Origin of the sequence: Pseudomonas sp. IPO3778 (genome assembly GCF_013386825.1) — a bacterium.
Lineage (GTDB): Bacteria > Pseudomonadota > Gammaproteobacteria > Pseudomonadales > Pseudomonadaceae > Aquipseudomonas.
Map to the genome: position 1 here is coordinate 198,521 of NZ_JACARC010000027.1, position 20,267 is coordinate 218,787.

The 20,267-nt window shown below is 62.2% G+C and carries 22 protein-coding genes; 8 read left to right on the forward strand and 14 right to left on the reverse strand.

From position 1 onward, the window contains the following. The first annotated feature begins 17 nt into the window (after positions 1–17). A complete protein-coding gene (locus tag HX855_RS33270; protein ID WP_256348026.1) occupies positions 18–194 on the forward strand; it encodes a general stress protein in 177 nt (58 codons plus the stop codon). 69 nt (positions 195–263) lie between these two features. Continuing rightward, positions 264–584 (forward strand): hypothetical protein, encoded by a 321-nt coding sequence (locus tag HX855_RS12195; protein WP_177085533.1) that lies wholly within the window; start codon positions 264–266, stop codon positions 582–584. A 5-nt stretch (positions 585–589) separates the two neighbouring features. Here the strand turns inward: HX855_RS12195 and HX855_RS12200 are convergent, their stop codons facing one another. Beyond that, the gene (locus tag HX855_RS12200; RefSeq protein WP_177085535.1) at positions 590–1,789 is read right to left on the reverse strand and encodes a lysozyme inhibitor LprI family protein; all 1,200 of its coding nucleotides are present in this window, start codon (positions 1,787–1,789) and stop codon (positions 590–592) included. 68 nt (positions 1,790–1,857) lie between these two features. Further along, complete coding sequence (locus HX855_RS12205) at positions 1,858–2,904, reverse strand: YhcG family protein (RefSeq protein WP_177085537.1); 1,047 nt, start codon at positions 2,902–2,904, stop codon at positions 1,858–1,860. 190 nt (positions 2,905–3,094) lie between these two features. On the opposite strand from HX855_RS12205, the gene HX855_RS12210 reads away from it, so the two are divergent. Continuing rightward, positions 3,095–3,748 (forward strand): metalloregulator ArsR/SmtB family transcription factor, encoded by a 654-nt coding sequence (locus HX855_RS12210; protein WP_177085693.1) that lies wholly within the window; start codon positions 3,095–3,097, stop codon positions 3,746–3,748. A gap of 122 nt (positions 3,749–3,870) precedes the next feature. Here HX855_RS12210 and HX855_RS12215 read toward each other — a convergent pair whose 3' ends face one another. From HX855_RS12215 to HX855_RS12225, 3 genes are all read right to left on the reverse strand, one after another. Further along, positions 3,871–4,371, reverse strand: coding sequence for a DUF2165 family protein (locus tag HX855_RS12215; RefSeq protein ID WP_177085540.1), 501 nt, complete (start codon positions 4,369–4,371; stop codon positions 3,871–3,873). Positions 4,372–4,497: 126 nt separating this feature from the next. After that, positions 4,498–5,514, reverse strand: a complete 1,017-nt coding sequence (locus HX855_RS12220) for a hypothetical protein (protein ID WP_177085542.1) — start codon at positions 5,512–5,514, stop codon at positions 4,498–4,500. Between the two features lie 92 nt (positions 5,515–5,606). After that, entirely contained in the window at positions 5,607–6,512 is a 906-nt protein-coding gene (locus HX855_RS12225; protein ID WP_177085544.1) for a LysR family transcriptional regulator, read from the reverse strand. 168 nt (positions 6,513–6,680) lie between these two features. Between HX855_RS12225 and HX855_RS12230 the strand changes: the two genes are divergently transcribed. After that, positions 6,681–7,448 carry a helix-turn-helix transcriptional regulator gene (locus HX855_RS12230; protein ID WP_177085546.1) on the forward strand — a complete coding sequence of 256 codons (768 nt, stop codon included), beginning with the start codon at positions 6,681–6,683 and terminating at the stop codon, positions 7,446–7,448. Between the two features lie 6 nt (positions 7,449–7,454). Here the strand turns inward: HX855_RS12230 and HX855_RS12235 are convergent, their stop codons facing one another. From HX855_RS12235 to HX855_RS12250, 4 genes are all read right to left on the reverse strand, one after another. After that, on the reverse strand, positions 7,455–8,771 hold the full coding sequence (locus HX855_RS12235; RefSeq protein WP_177085548.1) for an OprD family outer membrane porin: 1,317 nt from the start codon (positions 8,769–8,771) through the stop codon (positions 7,455–7,457). A gap of 176 nt (positions 8,772–8,947) precedes the next feature. After that, positions 8,948–9,376: a hypothetical protein gene (locus tag HX855_RS12240; protein WP_177085550.1), complete on the reverse strand. Its 429-nt coding sequence runs from the start codon at positions 9,374–9,376 to the stop codon at positions 8,948–8,950. Beyond that, a complete protein-coding gene (locus HX855_RS12245) occupies positions 9,373–9,876 on the reverse strand; it encodes a FadR/GntR family transcriptional regulator (RefSeq protein WP_177085552.1) in 504 nt (167 codons plus the stop codon). The genes HX855_RS12240 and HX855_RS12245 overlap by 4 nt, the downstream gene beginning before the upstream one ends. 73 nt (positions 9,877–9,949) lie before the next feature. Continuing rightward, on the reverse strand, positions 9,950–12,082 hold the full coding sequence (locus tag HX855_RS12250) for an FUSC family protein (protein WP_177085695.1): 2,133 nt from the start codon (positions 12,080–12,082) through the stop codon (positions 9,950–9,952). 255 nt (positions 12,083–12,337) lie between these two features. Between HX855_RS12250 and HX855_RS12255 the strand changes: the two genes are divergently transcribed. Beyond that, positions 12,338–13,285 carry a LysR family transcriptional regulator gene (locus tag HX855_RS12255; RefSeq protein ID WP_177085556.1) on the forward strand — a complete coding sequence of 316 codons (948 nt, stop codon included), beginning with the start codon at positions 12,338–12,340 and terminating at the stop codon, positions 13,283–13,285. On the opposite strand, the gene ispC is transcribed toward HX855_RS12255, so the two are convergent. Further along, a complete protein-coding gene (gene ispC / locus HX855_RS12260) occupies positions 13,286–14,527 on the reverse strand; it encodes a 1-deoxy-D-xylulose-5-phosphate reductoisomerase (protein WP_177085558.1) in 1,242 nt (413 codons plus the stop codon). Between the two features lie 283 nt (positions 14,528–14,810). On the opposite strand from ispC, the gene HX855_RS12265 reads away from it, so the two are divergent. Next, positions 14,811–15,554: an SDR family NAD(P)-dependent oxidoreductase gene (locus HX855_RS12265; protein ID WP_177085560.1), complete on the forward strand. Its 744-nt coding sequence runs from the start codon at positions 14,811–14,813 to the stop codon at positions 15,552–15,554. Positions 15,555–15,659: 105 nt separating this feature from the next. Here the strand turns inward: HX855_RS12265 and HX855_RS12270 are convergent, their stop codons facing one another. After that, positions 15,660–16,682 carry an NAD(P)-dependent alcohol dehydrogenase gene (locus HX855_RS12270; RefSeq protein WP_177085562.1) on the reverse strand — a complete coding sequence of 341 codons (1,023 nt, stop codon included), beginning with the start codon at positions 16,680–16,682 and terminating at the stop codon, positions 15,660–15,662. Between the two features lie 149 nt (positions 16,683–16,831). Here HX855_RS12270 and HX855_RS12275 point away from each other — a divergent pair, with 149 nt between their 5' ends. Further along, a complete protein-coding gene (locus HX855_RS12275; RefSeq protein ID WP_177085564.1) occupies positions 16,832–17,758 on the forward strand; it encodes a LysR family transcriptional regulator in 927 nt (308 codons plus the stop codon). Here HX855_RS12275 and HX855_RS12280 read toward each other — a convergent pair whose 3' ends face one another. Further along, on the reverse strand, positions 17,759–18,163 hold the full coding sequence (locus HX855_RS12280) for a helix-turn-helix domain-containing protein (protein WP_177085566.1): 405 nt from the start codon (positions 18,161–18,163) through the stop codon (positions 17,759–17,761). 90 nt (positions 18,164–18,253) lie between these two features. On the opposite strand from HX855_RS12280, the gene HX855_RS12285 reads away from it, so the two are divergent. Further along, complete coding sequence (locus HX855_RS12285; RefSeq protein WP_177085568.1) at positions 18,254–19,183, forward strand: aromatic alcohol reductase; 930 nt, start codon at positions 18,254–18,256, stop codon at positions 19,181–19,183. Here HX855_RS12285 and HX855_RS12290 read toward each other — a convergent pair. Together HX855_RS12290 and HX855_RS12295 are read right to left on the reverse strand one after the other, a co-directional pair. Further along, positions 19,158–19,712, reverse strand: coding sequence for a putative natural product biosynthesis protein (locus HX855_RS12290; protein ID WP_177085570.1), 555 nt, complete (start codon positions 19,710–19,712; stop codon positions 19,158–19,160). The two genes, HX855_RS12285 and HX855_RS12290, sit on opposite strands and share 26 nt — an antisense overlap. 62 nt (positions 19,713–19,774) lie before the next feature. After that, complete coding sequence (locus HX855_RS12295; protein ID WP_177085697.1) at positions 19,775–20,158, reverse strand: DUF2946 domain-containing protein; 384 nt, start codon at positions 20,156–20,158, stop codon at positions 19,775–19,777. Positions 20,159–20,267 lie beyond the last annotated feature (109 nt).

The following is a 20,267-nucleotide window of genomic DNA, read 5'->3' on the forward strand; positions in this document are numbered from 1 at the left end:
CACTGAGGGATTTAAAAATGGCTAATAGTGGAAAAACCACCCCAGGGGCTGGTCACAAGGACCAGCAAGATACTCCTCGTAAAAGCGGCGGCCAGGGTTCCGGCGGCAACGTCGCCAATGACCGCGCAAAGGCTTCTGAAGCCGGTAAAAAAGGCGGGGCCCAAAGCCACGCCCCTGGTTCCAGGAAGTCTTGATTGAGGCGTTGCCGAAGCCTGGAGATGTTCCGGGCGTCGGTCCATACCGCCAACAAGAGGGATTGAGTCATGAAGACCAGCATTTCCCAAAGGATCGTACTTGCCGCCAGCCTGACGTTCGTACTGTATGCCCCGGCGTACGCTGCCTTCGGCGCCAACACCGCCCCCGAGGCACCCGCCTTGAGCGGCAACAGCGCCCCGGGCTCGGCGCTACCTCCGGGCACCTATCCCAGCAGCCCGTCCGGGGCCGATAGCAGCGGCAGCAAAGGTGCTGAAACCAAGGCCCCGGCGCCGTCAAAAGACGCGAAGAGCCCGCGCCAGAAAAGCGCCTCGACCCGGCCCCCCACTAGCAAGACAGGCAAGAAAGCCGCTCCCAAATCGGGAAGCTGATAAGGCTATTGCTCACTTGGGCCGCCAATAAAGTCCAGGCGCAGGTTCAACCACTGCCGAACGATTTCCCGAGCCGCTTGCCGGGCGTCATCAGCCGAAAAGCCGCGCTCGCGCTGCAACCAGTCGCTCGTCGCTTGCCGCGCTGGCTCAATGGCCAACAGCGTCTGCTGGCGTTGCTTGGCAGGCCACTGCTTATCAGTGCCCCACTGACGCAGGGTTAGTTCAGGGTCCTGGGTCGGCCCGGCGGTGCCTGGCTGGAGAAACAGCCGAGGCGATGCGGTGCCCTTGAGCGAAAGTGCGCTCCAGTCCGCATAGCTGGCAAAACGGATGGTGCCCTCGTTCTGCCCTGCCGTGGACAATGGCTCGGACAAACTGTCGTCCAGTCGCTTCCACGCCGGTTGTGCAAACAGATCACCTTGCGGGGCACAAATCGGCGCGAAGCTGTCGCGGGTAGAGCCGTACAGCGAGCCGAACGACTCATACGCGACCTCGCCCTGACGACTGAAAACAAAGCAGTGCACATAGGGGCGCTGGTCGGCGAACAACTCATACTGTTGGCGCTCAATCATCATGCGCAGCAAGGTCAACGTCACCCGGTCCCGGCTGACCGCGGGATCGTTTTGCAGGTCCTGCCAAATTGACCAGGGAAAATTGTCTTCCTTGAGCGTCGTAAGGACCTGCTTGCGATTCTCCTCGGCCTCATTCGCCGTGACGCCACTGTCAGGTTCAAAACGCGCCAGGTAGACCAGCCAGGCGGCGGCCAGATCATTCATCGGGTAACGCCTGAGCCCTTGTGCGGCGTCTGCCGGGTGGTACGGAATACTGGCGATAACGGCGTCGAGGGCCGCAGTGTCTTTGTGGGTGATCGTGCCCACCTCAACCACTCTCTGGCTCAGCCGGGATTGCAGGCATCCGGGCAATTTTTCCGGCTCACCGGCACAGGCATTGCGCGTCTGCAGCCAGGTGCGCTGGCCACGGCGCAATTCGTCCCGCTGATCGGGTGCCAGCTTCGCCATTGCCTGGCTGTAGTAAACGCCCAACGTGCTGTCGAGTTCGCTCAATTCCGGACTGGCGCAAATGGCCTTTTCCACCGCCGTGGTAGCCTTTTTACACGCGAAGGAAGCGGCATGGGCGGGCATGCCTGCGCCCATCAGCACGCCAGCGAGCAACAACGTTGGGTAGACGGTATTCATACGGCGGGCCATGACTTTCCTTGGGATGAATTCCTTTCAAGGCGCCCATTGTGCCGAGGCGCTTGCCAATGTCCAGTCTGTCAGCAGCGTGACGAATCACTTGCCAGCTCACGCTCAATCTGTTCGATGCTGGGCAAGCTGGTTTGCAACTCTGCCGGCAGGGATTCCACCAGTTGATACTCGGCCACCCCAATGGGACGGGAGCTGTCACGCAAAGCGTATTCGGCCACCACTTCGTTCTTGCTCTTGCACAGCAGCAGGCCAATGGTGGGGCTGTCTTGTGGGTGCTTGAGCTGGGCGTCCACCGCCGCCAGGTAAAAGCCTAACTGCCCCAGATGGTCGGGTTTGAATTTGCCGGCCTTGAGTTCGATCACCACATAGCAGCGCAGCTTGAGGTGATAAAACAGCAGGTCGACGAAAAACTCCTCGCCGCCCACGTCCAGCAAGACTTGCCGCCCTACGAAGGCAAAACCTGCACCCAGCTCCAGCAAAAAATCGGTGACATGTTTGACCAGCGCGTTTTCGATTTCACGCTCCTGCGCATCGAGCGTCAGCCCGAGAAAGTCGAAACGGTAGGGATCCTTGAGCGATTCGCGCGCCAGGTCGGACTGGGCTCTGGGCAGCAGCTCCTCGAAGTTGCTGACCGCATTGCCGCTGCGCTCCAGCAGGCGACCTTCGATTTGCATTACCAGGACGTTGCGCGACCAGTTGTGCTCGATCGCCTGGGCGGCGTACCAACGGCGGGTTTCAGGCCCGGGCAGCTTATCCAGCAGCGCCAGTTGGTGATACCAGGGTAATTGTGCAAGCACCCCTTGCACAAATTCGGGATCCGGCCACGCCTCGGCAAACGCCCGCATGTACTTCAGATTGCGCGGCGAAAAACCCTTCATCTCCGGAAAGGCTGAACGCAGGTCCTGCGCCAGTCGCTCAATCACCTTGGTCCCCCAGCCCTGCCGCGCTTGCAGGGTCAAAATATCCTGGCCGATCTGCCAATACAGCAACACCAGCTCCCGGTTGACCGCCAATGTGGCGCGTTGCTGGGCCGAGTGGATTCGACCCTTGAGGTCGGTCAGCCAGTCGCTGTACCCCACGGGTGGCGTGGTCAGGCTTTGGCAGGTCTCACTCATTCCTTTTCCCTCATGGGTTTGGCAGGCGGCCGATGGTAGCGAGGGAAAAATGCGTAATGGGCCAGCAGAATGCTTTCGATACAAATCAGTTGGAACCCGCCATCAGCGCGCCTTAATGCAGATCAAGAGGTGCCCCGGCGTGCCTGCTGTGGTCAAATGGGCCGGTCACTTCCACGGTTATTCCCGATCTATGAACGTCACACCCACCGACGACAGCCAGGCATCCACCGGGGACCGCATCCTGTTCCTGCTCAAGACCCGTGGCCCACTGAAAACCACGGACCTGGCTGCGCTGTTGGACATCACCTCCGAAGCCGCCCGCCAGCAGATCCAGAAGTTACAGGTCGCGGAGCTGATCGTCGGTGTGGCGGCCCCTATTTCGGGTGCCGGCCGGCCATCGCTGAAGTGGACACTGACCGACACCGCCCAGAACAAATTTCCGGATTCCCACAGCGTGCTGACGTTGCACCTGATCGACTCCATCGAAGGGATTTTTGGCAGCGAAGGCGTGGAAAAAGTCATCGCCAGCATGGAGGCGACCGCCAAGCACGAATACGTCCAGGCCTGCGCCGCCGCCTCGACCTTGCAGGAGAAAGTCGAGATCCTGGTGCAGATTCGCGAACGCGCCGGGTACATGGCGCAGATGGAGCCGCTGGACGATGGCTGGCTATTGGTGGAAAACCACTGCCCCATCTGCGTGGCTGCGCGCAAGTGCCAGGGCTTCTGCCGCTCGGAGCTGCAGATTTTCCAGGCGGCGCTGGGGGATGAGAATGTGGTGGAGCGCCAGGAACATCTGATTTCCGGGGACCGGCGCTGCGCCTATAGCATCCGGCCCCGCAAGTAAAAAGAGGCTGCGGTGGGCTGCGCAGCAACCGTAATTCCATCACCGCAGTGTCCCGGATACACCAACGGTTCAGGCTTCACGAAAGCTGCGCAGTCCATCGCAGCCTCGGCCTCAAGCCAAGGTCAGGCCCCTTGCTGATTGAACAAGGCAAATGCCAACAGCGCCCAGACCAGCAGCACCAAATGCGTCAGCTGCAAGCCCTCCTGGCGAATCCAGTAGCCGAACCACAAGCCGCCCAGCAGCATCGTGAAAACGAACGCCGAGAAGCCGCTGAGGGCGAGATTGAGCCATGGCCGGGCCGCCGCCAGGCCGTCACCGAGGACTAATTGGTAGCTGCCGGCCCACGCCGCCACTGCCGCGACAACTTGCAGGGCCAGCACTATCAGCAGTGCCCACTGATGGAGGCGTGGCGAGCGCACCGCACGCCTCAACAAGGGCGTGTCGATAGCCGGAGCTTGGTGCAGCGGCGCCATGGCCATCGTGGCGCCCACGGCACCCACCGAGCTGCGAAAAGCCTGCCCGTTGTTAAGCACCGCGACGGTCAGCCAGACACTCAAGCCCAGGGCCTGCGTCCCCAGGAACAGACCGGTGGAACCACCCGGCAGCAATGCGTCCACGCTCATCCAAACCTCCATATTCGCTGAAAGGGCAAATCGGGCTTTAGCCATATACACAAGAACTTGCTTGGATAATACGGTGAGCGCTTTAACTTACACAAGACATTACTTTTTGCATGTGCCGCCAACGGCCTAAACCCGCACACCGAGCATGCCGCTGGTAATGATGATCGTGACCACACCCCCCAGCCCAATCACCCACCAGGTCGCCAGAGCACTGCGCAACTCGCTGACGTTGTGGTTGCGCAACACCCCCCGCAAACCGCACGCCAAATGCGCAATCAGCAGGAACACCGCCAGGGAGTAATGCGGCAGCAGCCGAATGCTCCACGGATCCGCCAGCAACCCCACCGGTTCGGCCACGGCCCAGGCGTAATCGGTGTCGGTGCCGAAGTAACGCGCCAGGGTAAACACCGAGTTGATATGGGACGCGATAAACAGCGACAGATAGGCACCGGACGCGGTCTGCAACGCGTCCAGCAGATCGGCGCGGGTGACGGTTTTCGGGCGAATCAACACCAGCCCGCTGAGAATCTGGAAGAAAAACGTGACGATGATCACCGGCTCCAGCACGCCATTGCGATACACCACCCGCAACGCCTCCATCACCGACTTATGCACATCGGTGCCCAACACACCCAGCAGGTGGTTGAACAGGTGCGGCGCCAGGAACACCAACAGGATCGCCACCGAGGCGATGCCGTGGGCGACACGCAGCTTGATATAGGTCTTGTCCGAGGTCACCAGGCTGATGCTCGGGCCCGTTGACGACACCATCGCAAAAAAGCCCGTCAGTGCCAGCCACAGCCCGCTCCATACCGCGATGTCGTGGCCGTAGATTTTCATCAGGTACAGCACGACGCCCATCAGCGTATACGCAGGAGGCGCCGCCACCGCCAGGCACGACAGGCGCCGCGCCAGGACCAGGCGTGCACTCATCACCGGCTGAACACCGGTGACATACACGCAGGCAAACGCCAGCAGCGGCACCGCGTACGCACTCAGGATCAGCGCCAGAACAAGCGGGGCGCCAGCGCCTGCAACATGGGCCTGGTTGCTCCACGCCAATGCCCACGGGTAGTACAGCGCCGCCGCAAAGGGCAGCAGCCACAGCCATTCCAGCCAGGGTTTGATTGATTTGCTTAACATATTGATTTCCCGCTGATAAATATCACGGGATAGTGCCCAGCCATCGCGCCCCTCGACAATTAGGCACCCTGGCAAAAGCCTTTACCCAATGGTCATGCCTGGAAGGCCTGCACCAGGTAGTCGACGAACAATTTGACCCGCAGCGGCGTCTTGTCCCGCTGGCGATAGCAGATGTAATGCCCCCTGCCCCGCGCCCGCGCCGCATAGCCCGGCAACACCACCACCAGGCGCTGTTGCGCGATCAAATGTTGCGCCTGATAGCCGGCAAGCTGCGCTATACCGCCACCGGCCACGGCCGCGAGCGCCACCAGTTCAGGGTCATTGAACAACTGGCTGTAGGGCAACGGCAGCCCCATGAACTGCCCATCGACTTCAAACTCCCACACATGGGGTTTGCCCGACTGGGCCAGGCGAAAGGCGATGGTCTTGTGCGCCGCCAGGTCGTCCAGGGTCTGCGGGTAACCGGCCCGTTGCAGATACTCGGGCGCCGCGCAGGTGACGAAACTCATCGGCGCCAACTGCCGGGCAATGACGTCGGCGTCTTCCAGCCGACCATTGCGGATCGCGACATCCACCCGGCCTTCGGCGAAATCCACATGACGATCGTTCAGGTCAAATTCGAGGGTGATGTCCGGATGGGCCTGGCAGAACCCAGGCAATAGCGGCGCAATGCACTTGCGTCCAAAGCCCACGGTGGAACTCACCCGCACGACACCGGACGGCGCCTGGGTGGATTGCTTGAGCGCTTCGGTGGCGCGCAAAAGATGCTCGACGCTGGGCAGACACTCTTCGAAAAAACGTTGCCCTTCCTGAGTGACGGCCACGCTGTGGGTCGTACGTTCCAGCAGCTTGATTGCCAGTTGGGTTTCCAGGCGCGTAATGCTGCGGCTGACCGAAGGCACTGAAATGCCCAAGTCGCGCGCCGCCTCGCTGAAGCTTTCGCTGGCCGCCACTTTCATGAAGGCAATAACGCCGGCGAAGTTTTTTCCGATGGACATCGGTGAGTTTCCTTGAATAGCGCACGTCAAAAGCCTCGACAGTACCCAACCGGAAAACCAAATGCCCTAGCCAATCCGACGGTTTTTCAATAGACCAACCCTTCCCTTTACAGCCCATTTTATCTGGCACAAAATTCCGTCTTATTCGTAAAACAGCGGAATCGCGCCATGCTTGAACATCCCTCGATTGAGTTTGGCGCAGCCCCCGTACAAGGTTTGGCCCGGGAGTATTTGCCCGGTTTGCGCGAGCCCCATGTGCACGAAGAACACGCGCAAATCATGTACGCCATCAAAGGCTCGATGACGGTGCTGACGGCCGAAGGCATTTGGGTTCTGCCACCGCAGCGGGCCCTTTGGATACCGCCGGGGGTTAGCCATACCTTCAAGCATTCGCGCCAGGTGTCGTTGCGTACGGTGTATGTGCGTCAGGGCGCGGCCAGCATTCCACCGTGGGCTCACTGTTCGGTGTTGAACGTCGGGACGCTGGTGCGCGAGCTGATCCTGGCCTGCGCGCAATTGCCCGGCGAGTACCCCGAGCACAGCCGTGAAAGCCGCCTGGGCACCGTGCTGCTGGACCATTTGGCGCTGCTTGAGCAAGACGCCTTTTACCTGCCGGAACCCACGGATAAACGGGCGGTGCGCGCCGCCAACCTGATCAAGCAAAACCCCAACGACACCCGGCCGCTCAAGGAGATCGCCTTCGAGGTGGGCGCCAGCGCACGCACCCTGGAGCGGCTGTTTGCCGCCCAGACCCGCATGGGTTTCGGTGCCTGGCGCCAACGCTTGCGGATGATGGTCGCCCTGGAAAACCTCGCGGCCGGGGAAAGCGTCAGCAGCACCGCCGCCGCCATTGGCTATGAAAGTTCCAGCAGCTTTATCGCCGTATTCCGCTCGGTATTCGGTTGCAGCCCGGCCAAATATTTCGCCCAGCGTTGAGCCGGCCTACAGCAAGGGAATGCTGTAGCTGACCATGAACCGGGCTTCGTCCTTGTCGGCGCTGTCATTGCCCCGAAGCACCGCACCGCGCCACATGAACCCCAACCCTTTGAAGGTGCCGGTGGGAATCACATAGTCAACCCGCAGGTCGCGCTCCCACTCGGTGTTGTCGCGACCCGCCGTGCGGATATGGGTGCCGTGGATGTAGGTGACGCTGGTCTTCAACCCCGCCAGGCCCAGATTGGCAAAGTCATAGGCATAACTGCCCACCGTGGCCTGTTCCCCGGCGTTGACGAACTTCAGCGATTGGGAGTTGGTGATCAAGTAGACAGACCGGCCCTGCCCCTGGTTGATGTGCGGAAAGTCACTTTCACCGGTGGTTTTCTGATACCCCAGGCTCACCGAATGGCCTTGCAACGCATAGGTAAACAAGGCACTCCACAGGTTGTTGTCAACCTTGCCGTTGTTGATGCCCGGCCCGTAATAGCCCGAGCTGACGTAGCCCTCGGCACGCCCCGCCGCGCTGGAATTCTTGCCGTCCGACGTGCTGTGGAAGTAGCGCAGGTCACTCTTGAACTGGCCCACCGGCAACTGCCAGTCGTGCACCAGGCCGATGAAGTGTTGCTGGTAGAAGTTCTCCAGGTCGGCGTAGTAGTACTGCAGCTGCAACTGCTTGTTCACGGCGTAATCCACACCGCCGTAGTAGAACTGGTTGCTGTCTTTGCCCTTGAGCGGATCATTCGCGCCGGCGATGGACAGGCCCTGGCCATTGCTGGAGTTACGGTCAAGCACCTGCTCGATTTTGCCGGCAACGAAGTTGAAGTCTTTCAGGTCTTTGGAGTCCACCTGGTAGCCACGAAAGGTCTGGGGCAGCAACCGGCCGTCCTCATACATCAGCACGGGCAGACGGGGCATCAGCGTGCCCACTTTCAGCTGGGTCTGGGAGATGCGCATTTTGCCGGTGACGCCAGTCTTGCTGAAGTCATTGGCGGCCTTGCCATCAGACAACGGGAAGACACTGCCGGGGGTGTTGTCCTCACCCGCTTTGCCGGCACGCCCCGACGCATCCAGGCGCACGCCATACAGCTCCTGCAGGTCCAGCCCCAGGCCAACCACGCCTTCGGTAAAGCCAGACTGATAATTGAACATGAAGGCCTGGCCCCACTCCCGGTCCGAGGCTCCCTTGGCGTTGCGCGTGTCCTGGTTGAGATAGAAATTACGCAGGTCCAGGGTCGCTTTGCTGTCGTCGATAAAACCCGACGCAGCCGCCTGCTGCACAGCGCCGAAGGAAACGGCCAGGGCGAGGTAAGTCTTGTGGTTCATGAAGGCTCCGAAAAGTGAACACGGCTGTCCCGTCGACCCTCTGATGCCAGCCGTTTTTTATTGTGTGCTGCGGTTTTTCGTTCGACGGGAGGGGCGCACGATATAGGCCTGGCCGCTGGGAAAACAGCCGCCAAAACGGGCATTCACTTTTTCGGTTTCAGTAACAATGCAGGTGTCTACGACGGGCTTTTGACGAGGGTCGGACGGCGATTGAACAAGGGCCTGGATTTAAGGTGCACCGCGCACTCGGCCAAGGTGTGGCCACACCGTTCGATCAAGGGGTGAAGCACCTTCGGTAACCGATGTTGTGGCGGCAAATGCCCGTCACTGGACTTGCGCGAGATCTGCGCCAGTGCGGCCAACAGATCGAGTTCATCGGGGCTGATATACGGCGACCCGGGCCCTAGCAGGTCGAACACTGGAGCTCGCGCCAGAAGCGCCGCCACCAGTGCCTCGAACACCACCAGGCGCGCCGGTTCAATGCCGATTCGCGTCAGCAGTTCCATCGCCTTTTCCGGCTCCGTCCAGCCAATCGCCCTGAGGCCCTTGAGCAAACATTGCTCCACCGGTGAACAATGATTGGCACACACAATCACCCGCTTCACAGGGCCGTACCCTCGCGTTCCGACAGCCAACTGAGGGTGGCCAGCATCGGGTCGAACATCGCGCGCACCGCCTCGACCGCCGCCTCCTCATCGCCAAAGATAATCGCCTGGACGACTCGGGTGTGGGCCTCAAGCCCCGGTTCATGCAACTCCTTGTCGGCAAAAATCGCCAGGTATTGGCTGTGAAACGACGCGCTGAACGAGCGGTACATCGACTGCAACACCACGTTGTGCGACGCCACGGCTACCGCACCGTGCAAGGCCTGGTCGCGGTCGACGAAATCGTCCAGCTCGTCACTGAGGCAGTACTCGCCACGCAGCGCCAGGGCGTGCCACAACCGGTGAATATCCTCCAGGGTGCGGCGGCGCGCAGCGAGTCGGGCGGTTTCGACTTCCAGCAGGTACTGGGCCTCCAAATGGTCGCGGATCGCGCTACGTTGTTCACGAATGCCATCGATGATCGAGGCGACCCAGGCGTGATTGCAAAGACCGACGTACATGGACAGCTCCTGAAAGATAATGCCCGGCCAGTATGAAGATTGATTCTCATCTGGACTCCTGCCAGCCCGCCAACTAATCGTTCGATTGCGCCACATCGCCTCCTGGCCGGCGGTAGCGGAGCAACGGCGATTGCGGGTCCAGCAGCGAGGTGCGGATAAAGTGCAGGTAGCTTTCCACTCGCCTCAGGGCCGAGGTTTCAAAGTGCCCGGCGAACGGCTCGTCGGTCTGTTGCACGCACTCGATGGCGTGCTCGACCGCCGCCAGCGCGCGCTGCAAATGAACGGGCCCAGGCTTCACGAACAACCGCACCAGTGCGCGCCCCATGGCGCGGATGGCGAGGCGCCAGGGCATGCTCTCGGCGTAACAGTCTTGCGCGGGCAACCGGGCTTGTTCACGGCGCAACTCGATGATGGCGTGCCCCACGTCCAGCACCACGAACGTCCAGCGCAGCAAGCGGTGCTGCACCGATGGCTGGCCTGCCGCAAAGTTGTAGGCCTGGTTGAGCAGGTCGCGGGTGCCGCTTTCAAAACCGGACCCCAGCGCCGGCAACGGCGCACTGATGGCGACCACCACCTGGCGGCGCAGATCCTGTTCCAGCCGGCGCCATAGCCAGGGGCTGTTGGGCGGCAGGATGATCGCCCCCGCCGCTGCGCACACCAACATGCCAAACACCATGGCGAGGTAGTCATTGATCAGCCCGTAGGGGTTGTACAGCGTCAGGTTGGCGGGCACTGAACTGGTGCCGAAAAACACCAGCATGCCCAAGCCGTAGCCGGCCCATTGCGGCCGCGCCAGCCAGAACGAACCGAGTACGATCACTGGCGCCATGACCACGCACAGCAACGGAAAACCGTCGATCATCGGGTACACGAAAAACACCTCGAAAATACCGATCACTGCGGCCAGCACGGTGCCGCAGGCGATCTGGAATGACATGCGCCTGGGGTTGGTGGAGAACGCCGACAGGCCTACGGTCAGCGCCGACACCAGTGTCATCGCTGCACCGCTGGGCCAGCTCGTGGCGATCCACAGTGTGCTGAGCACCAGCAACACCACGGCCGCGCGCAGGCCGGCTGCCGTGGCGGCCAGCCAGTTGGTCCGGGGTTGGAAGGGTTCGTTCCACTGCTCTCGCACATGGTGGTGATCGGCGAGGGACGCATGGGTCTGGGCATAGCTGTGCAGCTCGTCGACAAAGCGGTAGAGCAGTTCATAGGCGGTGTGGAAATCCAACAGGTCATCGGCGGCGGGGGCGGTGTTGTGCAACGCGCCGCGCAGGCGCCGAACCCGGGCTGGCAAGCCGGCTTTGTAGGCTTCCAGGTCGGCGGACAGCACGGCCGCGTCACGGTCCGTCAATGGGTGCCCGGCAAAGGGCTTGAGCAGCTCGACTAACGCGATCAACCCCGGATCGACCGCCTGAACCACCGCCACGCCACCGCGCAGGCGAACGCGGTCAAGCAGTTGATGCAGTGCGTTGAAACGCGTGGTGATCGCCATGAACTCGCTGTTGAGGCGGTTGATTCGTCCATTGCGCCGGCGCATGTAAGGGTCTTCGAACACGCTGACGCTGCGCATCACTTCCAGGCCAACGGCCTCGGCGATAAACCCCAGGTTGGCACGTTCGAAAGCCGCCTGGTCGCCAGTGTCCCGCAGGCGATGCTGCATAAACCCGGCGAAGCGGCCAAAGCGTTGGTACAGCGTGTTGCGCATCGCCACGCTGGAGGTTTTAGGCAATACCGTGGCGCTGATCAGCGTCGCGCAGACGATCCCCAAAGTGATCTCCAGCACCCGCCAGACGGCCGCCATGAACACCTGCTGCGGATGGCCCACCACCGGCAGCCCGACCATCACCGCCGTGTAGCCGGCCAGCACAAACCCATAGGCGCGAAAGTTACGATTGCGCGCGGCGCCGCCGGAACACACCCCCACCCACAGCGCCAGGCCACCGAGAAACAGCTCGGTGCTCTGGGCGAACAGGGCCATCAACAGCACCATGAACGAAGAGCCCACCAGGGTGCCGATGAAGCGGTAGATACTCTTGGCCAGGACGTGCCCGCTGTGGGGCTGCATCACGATAAACACCGTGGTGATCGCGGTGCTCGGTTGTGGCAGTTCCAGGCGCATCGCCAACCACAAGGTCAGGTACGAGGCGATCAAGACCTTGCCCAGGTAAATCCACATCACCCCGTCGCTGCGAGCCCATTCCATAAAGCCCCGGCGCCAGGGCAGCGACACCAGCCAGCGGCCCGCGCTACCGGCAAGATTGAAACGACGAACAGTGAGTCGAGGCACGGGAACTTCCGCCTGGAGGGAAATGGGGCGGCGACTCTAGGAGCTTCTACACGATGCGGTAAGTCATCAAAATCGTGAATGACTGTTACCTAATCCTCCACAATAAATAGCGTTTACAGCGAAGGATGAGTTCGTGCCACACTAAAAAAACGTTCCACCTGGAGAACATTGATGGACATCCTGCAGAACATGCGCATCTTCCGCTGCGTCGCCGAAGTGGGCAGTTTCACCGGCGCGGCGGCGCAGCTGAACAGCAACACCACCCATATTTCCCGTTCCATTTCCAACCTTGAAACCCACCTGCGAACCCGCCTGTTCAACCGCACCACTCGCCGCACCGCGCTGACCGAATCGGGCAAGCGCTACCTGCTGCGCTGCGAGCAGATTCTGCATTCTGTCGAGGAAGCGGAGCTGGAAGCCGGTGATGCCCACACTCGCCCGACCGGCCAGTTGAACGTGCACTCGATGACCGGCATCGGCCAGCATTACGTGGTGGACGCCATCGCCCGCTACCGCAAGCACTACCCGGACGTGACCTTCAACCTGAGCATGAGCAACCGCACGCCGAACCTGGTCAGCGAAGGGTTCGACGTGTCGATTGTGCTGGCCATCGACCTGCCCGACTCCAGCCACGTGTCGCAAAAGCTCGGCACCACCTACAGCATCGTCTGCGCCTCTCCGTCCTACATCAAAACCTACGGTGCCGCGCAAAAACCCCAGGACCTGCTCAACCACGCCTGCCTGCGGCTGATCAGCCCGGTGATCCCGCTGGACCACTGGACGTTCGACGGCCCTGACGGCCAGGAGACCGTGACCATCAGCAGCTCGCCGTTCCTGGTGGACTCTGTGGATGCCATGAAGACCGCCATCAGCAACGACATGGGTGTGGGTATCCTGCCGGTGCATGCCGCGATCAAAGGGCTGCGCAACGGCACCCTGGTGCGAGTCCTGCCCCGGTACCGCCTGGAAGAATTGAGCCTGTACGCCCTCTACCCTTCCCGGCACTACCTGGATGCAAAAATCAAAACCTGGGTGGAGTACCTGCGCAGCTCCCTGCCGGAAGTGCTGGCCGACCACAAAGCCGTGCTGAAAATTCGCGACCGGGTCAGCTACGGCTGATCATCGCTGATGGTTGCGATTGAGCCAGCCGAGCGCCCACCGGCGTGCACTGGCGTCAGCCTCCATGACGCCATACAAATCCGTCACCGCCACCACCGGTTCCTTGTCCAGCACATGCCGGATGCAATCGGCGATCTGCATAAAGCCGATGCGTCCGTCGAGAAAGGCCTGCACCGCAACCTCGTTGGCCGCATTGAGCAGCGCCGGTGCGGTGCCGCCCACGTCGGCCACCTCGCGGGCCAGGGCCAGGCAGGGAAACCGGGCATCATCCGGCACCTCAAAATCCAGGCGGGCCACCTTGAACAAATCCAGCGGTTCAACCCCTGAATCAATGCGCTGCGGCCATGCCAGCGCGTGGCTGATGGGCGTGCGCATGTCCGGGTTGCCCAACTGCGCCAGCATCGAGCCGTCGACATAGTCCACCAGCGAATGGACCACGCTTTGCGGGTGGATCACCACCTCGACCTGGGACGGCCTGGCGCCGAATAACCAGCAGGCCTCGATCAACTCCAGGCCCTTGTTCATCAGGGTGGCCGAGTCCACCGAAATCTTGCGGCCCATGGACCATTTCGGGTGCGCGCAGGCCTGGTCCGGGGTCACGTTGTGCAGGTGCGCCATCGGGGTTTGCCGGAACGGCCCACCGGAGCCGGTCAGCAGGATGCGCCGCACCCCCGCCTGGGCCAGGCCGTGCTGGGCGTGGGACGGCAGGCACTGAAAGATTGCGTTGTGCTCACTGTCCAGGGGCAACAGCACCGCGCCGCTGCTGCGTACGGCCTGCATGAACAACGCGCCCGACATCACCAGCGCCTCTTTATTGGCCAGCAGGATTTTCTTGCCGGCCTCGACAGCGGCCATCGTTGCGTTCAAGCCCGCCGCACCGACGATGGCGGCCACCACTGTGTCCACGTCACGGTGGCCGGCGATGAATTTCAAGCCGCTTTCACCGCCCACGACCTGGGTGTGCGAGCCCGCCGCCACCAGTTGCAGCTGCAGCATCGCCACGGCTTCAGGCGTGGGCACCACGGCGTAGTCCGGGCGGTGCAACAGGCATTGTTTTTTCAACAGCTCCAGTTGGGTGAACCCGCTGAGGGCGAAGACTTTATAGCGCTCGGGGTGACGGGCGATAACGTCCAATACGTTGACGCCCACCGAACCGGTAGCGCCCAGCACGCTGATGGTTTGCAGGCGTTGACGGGTGGCAATCACCTGGCGAATGACTTTTTTGCGCGGAATAAGCGACATGACGTAATGAGCCTGACGTAGAGAAAACAGCCGTCATTAACCAAGGAAAGCGCCAGCGTCGTCATCGCGATAACGCCAACAACTGTCGCGAACGAGCCAAGCCTTCAATCGGGCCCGCCGCGGCCTCGAGTCATAACGACTACAGCACGTCATAACGACTACAAAAATCCCGCGTCATATCGACTACAAAATCCATATCTGATTGATTTATATCAATTTATTTAATGGCACGAACTCTGATCTGTGCAGCGCGCCCCCTTTGGCAACCTATAAAGAGATCTCCATGAACAATGACTTCAACCACCGCCTTGCCGTAGTGACTGGCGCCCGTTCAGGTATCGGCCTGGCGGTCACCCAGAGGCTGCTTGAACAAGGTGCGCAGGTTATCGCCATGTCGCGACAGATTGGCGAATTGGGCGCGTTGGCAGAGCGCTTTGGCGAGCAGCTCTACTGGTTGCCCGGCGACGTGACCCAAGCTGCCGATCAGGCGCGCCTGGCGCAGTTGGCGGCGTCCATCGGCCCGGTGGATTACCTGGTGCCCAATGCCGGGATCGCACAGTTGGCCGACGGCCTGGACCTGGCCGCCTTTGATCGGCAATGGGCCGTCAATGGTGCTGCGGCCCTCAACACCTTGAGCAGCCTGCGCGGGCAGTTGGCCGCCCAGGCATCGGTGGTGTTTATCGGCACGTTCCTCGAGCTGGCGACCTTCCCCGGGCTGGCGGCGTACATCGCGTCAAAGGCCGCGTTGCGCGCCCAGGTGCGCACCCTGGCGGTGGAGCTGGCGCCCCACGGTATACGCCTGAACATGGTGTCGCCCGGCCCCACCGCCACGCCGATCTGGAGCACCCTGGGGCTCAGTGACGAGGCGCTGGGCGGCGTTGCCACCACGGTCAATCAACGCCTGCTCACGGGGCAGTTCCTTGAGCCGGGCGCGGTGGCCGATGTGATCCTGTTCCAGTTGAGCCAAGGCGCACGCAGTGTGTTTGGCCAGGACTGGGTGGTCGACGGCGGCTACACCCTGCGTTGAACGTGACCCCGCAGGCCTAGTGCATAGCGCACAGGTCTGCGGGCAATGCCTTGGCGCCTCCGAACGCCAGGGTGTACAGGCCGAACAGATCCGGAATGAGGTCGATCACCGGCCGACCTCGATCACGATCTTGCCGAAGGCGCCGCGCCCAAGATGGGCAAAAGCCTCGGGCACTTCATCGAAGCCGTAGGTGTGATCAATCACCGGCTGGATGCCATGGCGGTCGATCACGCGAATCAGGTCTTCCAGCGCACGACGCGGACCTACCGCAATGCCGGCGATGGACGCACGCTTGGCGAGCAGCGCCATCACTGGGGCGTTCAATTGATCACTCTCCAACAAGCCGATCACCGAGATACGCCCGCCATTGGCCACCGCGTGCAGGGAACGCATGAGGTTGTCGCCGCCGGCCATTTCCAGGATATGTTCGGCGCCGCGCCCACCGGTCAGCGCCAACACCGCCGTGTGCCACTCCGGCACCCGGCTGCGGTTGATGCCATGGGTGGCACCCAGTTCGATGGCGCGCGCGATCTTTTCATCGCTGCTGCTGGTGATGATCACGCGGGCACCATTGGCCGCCGCCAGTTGCACCGCAAACAGCGAGACGCCACCGGTGCCCTGCACTACCACGGTGTGGCCGGCGTGCAGGTGGCCCAGTTCGAACAGCGCCATCCACGCCGTCAAGGCGGCCACCGGCAAGGTGCTGGCCTGCCCTGCGGTGAGGCTCAGGGGCGCGTGCACACACCATTCGGCAGGCGTTGCCACGTACTCGGCGAGCATGCCGGGGAGCGGGCCACCCTGGGGCGGCGCCTCACTCCAGGACAGCGGGGCACCGTCGATCCAGCCGGCAAAGAACGTGGACAGCACCTTGTCGCCGGCCTTGAAGCGTGAGACGCCCTCGCCCACGGCGACCACCGTGCCCACCATGTCAGAGGCCGGTGTGAACGGGAATGTAAGGTCGGCGCCCATGCTGTTGTCCACCACTTCACCGTCGCGGTAATTAAGCGAAACGGCCTCGACGCGCACCAGCACTTCACCCGCCTTAGCTGCGGGGCGCGGCGCCTCCACCTGGCGCAATGTGTGTAATCCCAGTGCAGGTATTTCCCAGCGTTTCATGGTGTCGGTCATCTTGGTATTCCTCGTGAAGGGGCAATGCCACAAGGATAGGAGCCTGGCTCCACGGGATTAAGGGGGAGCCCGCTCCACTGTCTACGGAGCTTTTGTTCCGCAATCGGGATAAGGTAGCCAGGCACGCCCTCAGCCAAACCGGAGCCTCGATGGACAGCCTCAACACCCTGAATGTGTTTGTGCAGGTCGCCGAAACCCGCAGCTTTGTCGCTGCCGGGCGCGTGCTGGGGGTGACGGCCTCGGCGGTGGGCAAGAGCGTGGTGCGCCTGGAGGAACGCCTGGGCGTGCGCCTGTTTAACCGCAGCACCCGCAGCGTCACGCTGACCGCCGAGGGCGAGCTGTTCCTGGAACGCAGCCGGCGCATCCTGATGGAGATCGAGGAGGCTGAAGCCGAGCTTTCGCAAACCGTGTCGACCCCCCGTGGGCGGCTCAAAGTCAGCCTGCCGCTGGTAGGCCATCCGTTCTTGCCGGTGCTCGCGCAATTCAAGAAGACCTACCCCGAGGTCGAGCTGGACCTGAGCTTCACCGACCGTCGCGTGGATGTGGTGGAAGAAGGCTACGACGCGGTATTGCGCAGCGGCGAAGTGCCCGACTCGCGCCTCACCTCACGCCTGCTGGGCGGTTATCGGATGCTGTTGGTGGCGTCACCGGCTTACCTCGCCGAACGGGGCACACCGCACCGGCCAGAAGACCTGGCCCAGCATGCATGCATCAAATTCCGCTATCCCAACACCGGCAAGATGCAACGCTGGCCCCTGCGCCAGGACGGGGTGGAAGCCGATTTCCCGCTGCCGGCCGCGATGGTCTGCAACAACCTGGAAGCACGTATCTGCTTTGCGGTGCAAGGCATCGGTATCGCTTACCTGGCGGATTTCGCCATTCGCGAGTGGCTGGACAGCGGGCAGTTGGTGCCAGTATTGGAAGACTGCTCAGAGACAGAGAACTTCCGGATCATGTGGCCCTCGGGCCGGCATCCAACGCCCAAGCTGCGGGTGTTTATCGACTACCTGCATGCCCATCTGTTTCCCGAGGATGGATCCGGCAGCACACGGGCAGACTGCCGGCCCACGCCCTGATCATGGCGCCTGTTCAGCGTCAAACCGGTCCCGCGAGCGCCTGAATTCATCGGCGTTTTCCACCACCCAGGTCCACAACGGAATCATGTGCACCAGCAGCTGCTTGCCCAGCGCCGACAGCTGGTATTCCACCTTCGGCGGCACCTCGTGAAAGTCATGGCGCACCACCAGGCCGTCGCGCTCCAGTTGGCGCAATGTGCGCGTGAGCATGCGCTGGGTGACGCCTTCCATGCGCCGGCCAATCTCGGCGTGGCGCAGTCGCCCGTTCACCCCCAACAGGTGCACGATGCCCAGCGACCAGCGGTTTCCCGCGTGGGTCAGTACCTGGCGCTTGAGCCCGTCTTCATCGGCGCTGAGGGCGTCGCAGGCGGCTTGTGAGCGCCTGATGATCTCGTCGTTATCCACCTTCTACTCCCGGTATCACTGGTGTGCCTTCTTATGCGCGGTCGGCAATTCTGCAAGCATGGCACGACTTTCACCTGAACCGAGAACCCTATGACTGCTTCGATCCTTGTACTGGGCGCCGGCGAACTGGGCCTGGCGGTACTGCGCCAACTGTCCCGCCTGGCCACCCCGCAAAACGTGCCGGTCACCGTGTTGCTGCGCCCCGCCACGCTGAACTCGAGCGACCCCGCCAAACAACAGGAAATCACCGAGCTGCGTGCCCTGGGCATCGAGCTGCTGGCCGGGGACCTGGCCAATGACTCGGAGGCCGAACTGGCTTCGGTGTTCGCGCACTACCACACCGTGATCAGTTGCATCGGCTTTGCCGCAGGCAAAGGCACCCAGCGCAAATTGACCCGCGCCGCCATCGCCGGCGGCGTGAAGCGTTATGTACCCTGGCAATTCGGGGTGGATTACGACGTGATCGGCCGCGGCTCGGCCCAGGACGTATGGGATGAACAACTGGATGTGCGCGACTTGCTGCGCGCCCAGCAAGGCACGCACTGGGTGATCGTCTCCACGGGGATGTTCACCAGCTTTCTGTTTGAACCGTCCTTCGGTGTCGTCGACCTGGCGCAAAACACCGTGCACGCCCTGGGGGACTGGGACACCGCCGTCACCGTCACCACCCCTGAAGACATCGGCCGGCTGACCGCACGCATCCTGTTCAGCGAACCACCGATCACCAATCAGGTGGTGTACACGGCAGGCGACACCCTGACCTATGGCGAACTGGCAGACACGGTGGATGCCCAACTGGGTCGCACGCTGAAACGCGAACGCTGGTCGGTGCCCTACCTGGAGGCCGAACTGGCCGCCGTGCCCGAGGACAACCTGATGAAGTACCGGGTGGCCTTTGCCCACGGCAATGGCGTGTCCTGGGACCCCGCCATCACCTTCAACGTGCAGCAGCAGATCGCCGTGACCAGCGTTGCGCAATGGATCGGGCAGCACCTCAAGGCACCGGCAACCATCCGCTGAACCGTCCCTGGCTGTCCAGCGTGCACCAGGCGAAATCCCAGGGCAGTGGCGGCAACCCTTGCAGTGGCGCGCCACTGCCCTGCTTCCAGTCCACCACCGGAACGGGTGAGCCTTGCCAGGCCAGGACCACGCCCCGGGCCGGGCTGGCGTCATCGCTGACCCAACGGGCTGCCGCGGCCGTCATGAACGCTTCGATGGGTTCTTCATCGATCTGCGTGCGATACACCGAGCCCAGCAACCAACGGCACACGCTCACGTGATAGGTCCAGCCCAGGGACGGACGGTTGCGGTACGCCCAGGTCATGAAACTGCGAAACAGGTTCAAGCCTTCTGGGGGGTCGAGCTTGAGCAAACCGGGGCAGATGTCGAACAAGGTGTGCCAGTACGGCAGCAAACGTGCATCCAGGTGGACGAAACAACGGGCGTTACTCGGGTATTCGACCGACGGTAACCCCCCTTCCCCGCGGGGCGGACGGCGCGACGCCTTGCTGACAAGACGGCCTGCGCCGGAAGGCAAAACATGGCTCATGAAACGCACTCACACTCGTGACGATAGAACGCCTCCTGGTATCAGGAAGCCCAGAGCACACGTCAGAATGCAGGGGAAGCGCGAGGGTTGGCCGAGGGCCAGGAATACCGCGGAGGGGCCTTGTTGCGCCGCTCATGGGCCGGGCGCGGCTTTTGCCCAAGGCCCAACAGCCAGGCCAGGCAAAACAGAAAGACAATGCTCAGGGTCACCGCGGAACAGACCGGGCAAGCGAAGAAGTTCGACCAACTGCTGGCGGTCGGATTGCCAAGGCCTGCGTCCGAGGCCGGCGCCTGGGTGCCCTGGCTGGAACAGAACTGCCCGCCCAGGCCGTTGAGCTCCAGGCCCATCATCTGCCCATGGCCCAAACCGCAGACGAACACATTGAACAGGACGCAAAAATACAGGGTCCAGGCAACGAGTGAACGGTCCGGGCGGGTCAGTTTCATGGCGGCGACTTTACCACTCCCGCTGTAGGAGCTGTCGAGCTTTAGCGAGGCTGCGATGCAGGCGCTGCGGTCTTGCAGGGGTACCGAGGCGATCCCTTCGCAGCCTCGC

Coding starts and splice junctions, on each gene's coding strand:
- HX855_RS12290 (WP_177085570.1), bottom strand. CDS start 19,712: ATGAGCCATGTTTTGCCTTCCGGCGCAGGCCGTCTTGTCAGCAAGGCG.
- HX855_RS12235 (WP_177085548.1), bottom strand. CDS start 8,771: ATGAACCACAAGACTTACCTCGCCCTGGCCGTTTCCTTCGGCGCTGTG.
- HX855_RS12285 (WP_177085568.1), top strand. CDS start 18,254: ATGACTGCTTCGATCCTTGTACTGGGCGCCGGCGAACTGGGCCTGGCG.
- HX855_RS12195 (WP_177085533.1), top strand. CDS start 264: ATGAAGACCAGCATTTCCCAAAGGATCGTACTTGCCGCCAGCCTGACG.
- ispC (WP_177085558.1), bottom strand. CDS start 14,527: ATGTCGCTTATTCCGCGCAAAAAAGTCATTCGCCAGGTGATTGCCACC.
- HX855_RS33270 (WP_256348026.1), top strand. CDS start 18: ATGGCTAATAGTGGAAAAACCACCCCAGGGGCTGGTCACAAGGACCAG.
- HX855_RS12245 (WP_177085552.1), bottom strand. CDS start 9,876: ATGTACGTCGGTCTTTGCAATCACGCCTGGGTCGCCTCGATCATCGAT.
- HX855_RS12200 (WP_177085535.1), bottom strand. CDS start 1,789: ATGGCCCGCCGTATGAATACCGTCTACCCAACGTTGTTGCTCGCTGGC.
- HX855_RS12205 (WP_177085537.1), bottom strand. CDS start 2,904: ATGAGTGAGACCTGCCAAAGCCTGACCACGCCACCCGTGGGGTACAGC.
- HX855_RS12230 (WP_177085546.1), top strand. CDS start 6,681: ATGCTTGAACATCCCTCGATTGAGTTTGGCGCAGCCCCCGTACAAGGT.
- HX855_RS12210 (WP_177085693.1), top strand. CDS start 3,095: ATGAACGTCACACCCACCGACGACAGCCAGGCATCCACCGGGGACCGC.
- HX855_RS12220 (WP_177085542.1), bottom strand. CDS start 5,514: ATGTTAAGCAAATCAATCAAACCCTGGCTGGAATGGCTGTGGCTGCTG.
- HX855_RS12275 (WP_177085564.1), top strand. CDS start 16,832: ATGGACAGCCTCAACACCCTGAATGTGTTTGTGCAGGTCGCCGAAACC.
- HX855_RS12225 (WP_177085544.1), bottom strand. CDS start 6,512: ATGTCCATCGGAAAAAACTTCGCCGGCGTTATTGCCTTCATGAAAGTG.
- HX855_RS12270 (WP_177085562.1), bottom strand. CDS start 16,682: ATGACCGACACCATGAAACGCTGGGAAATACCTGCACTGGGATTACAC.
- HX855_RS12295 (WP_177085697.1), bottom strand. CDS start 20,158: ATGAAACTGACCCGCCCGGACCGTTCACTCGTTGCCTGGACCCTGTAT.
- HX855_RS12255 (WP_177085556.1), top strand. CDS start 12,338: ATGGACATCCTGCAGAACATGCGCATCTTCCGCTGCGTCGCCGAAGTG.
- HX855_RS12265 (WP_177085560.1), top strand. CDS start 14,811: ATGAACAATGACTTCAACCACCGCCTTGCCGTAGTGACTGGCGCCCGT.
- HX855_RS12250 (WP_177085695.1), bottom strand. CDS start 12,082: ATGGAATGGGCTCGCAGCGACGGGGTGATGTGGATTTACCTGGGCAAG.
- HX855_RS12215 (WP_177085540.1), bottom strand. CDS start 4,371: ATGAGCGTGGACGCATTGCTGCCGGGTGGTTCCACCGGTCTGTTCCTG.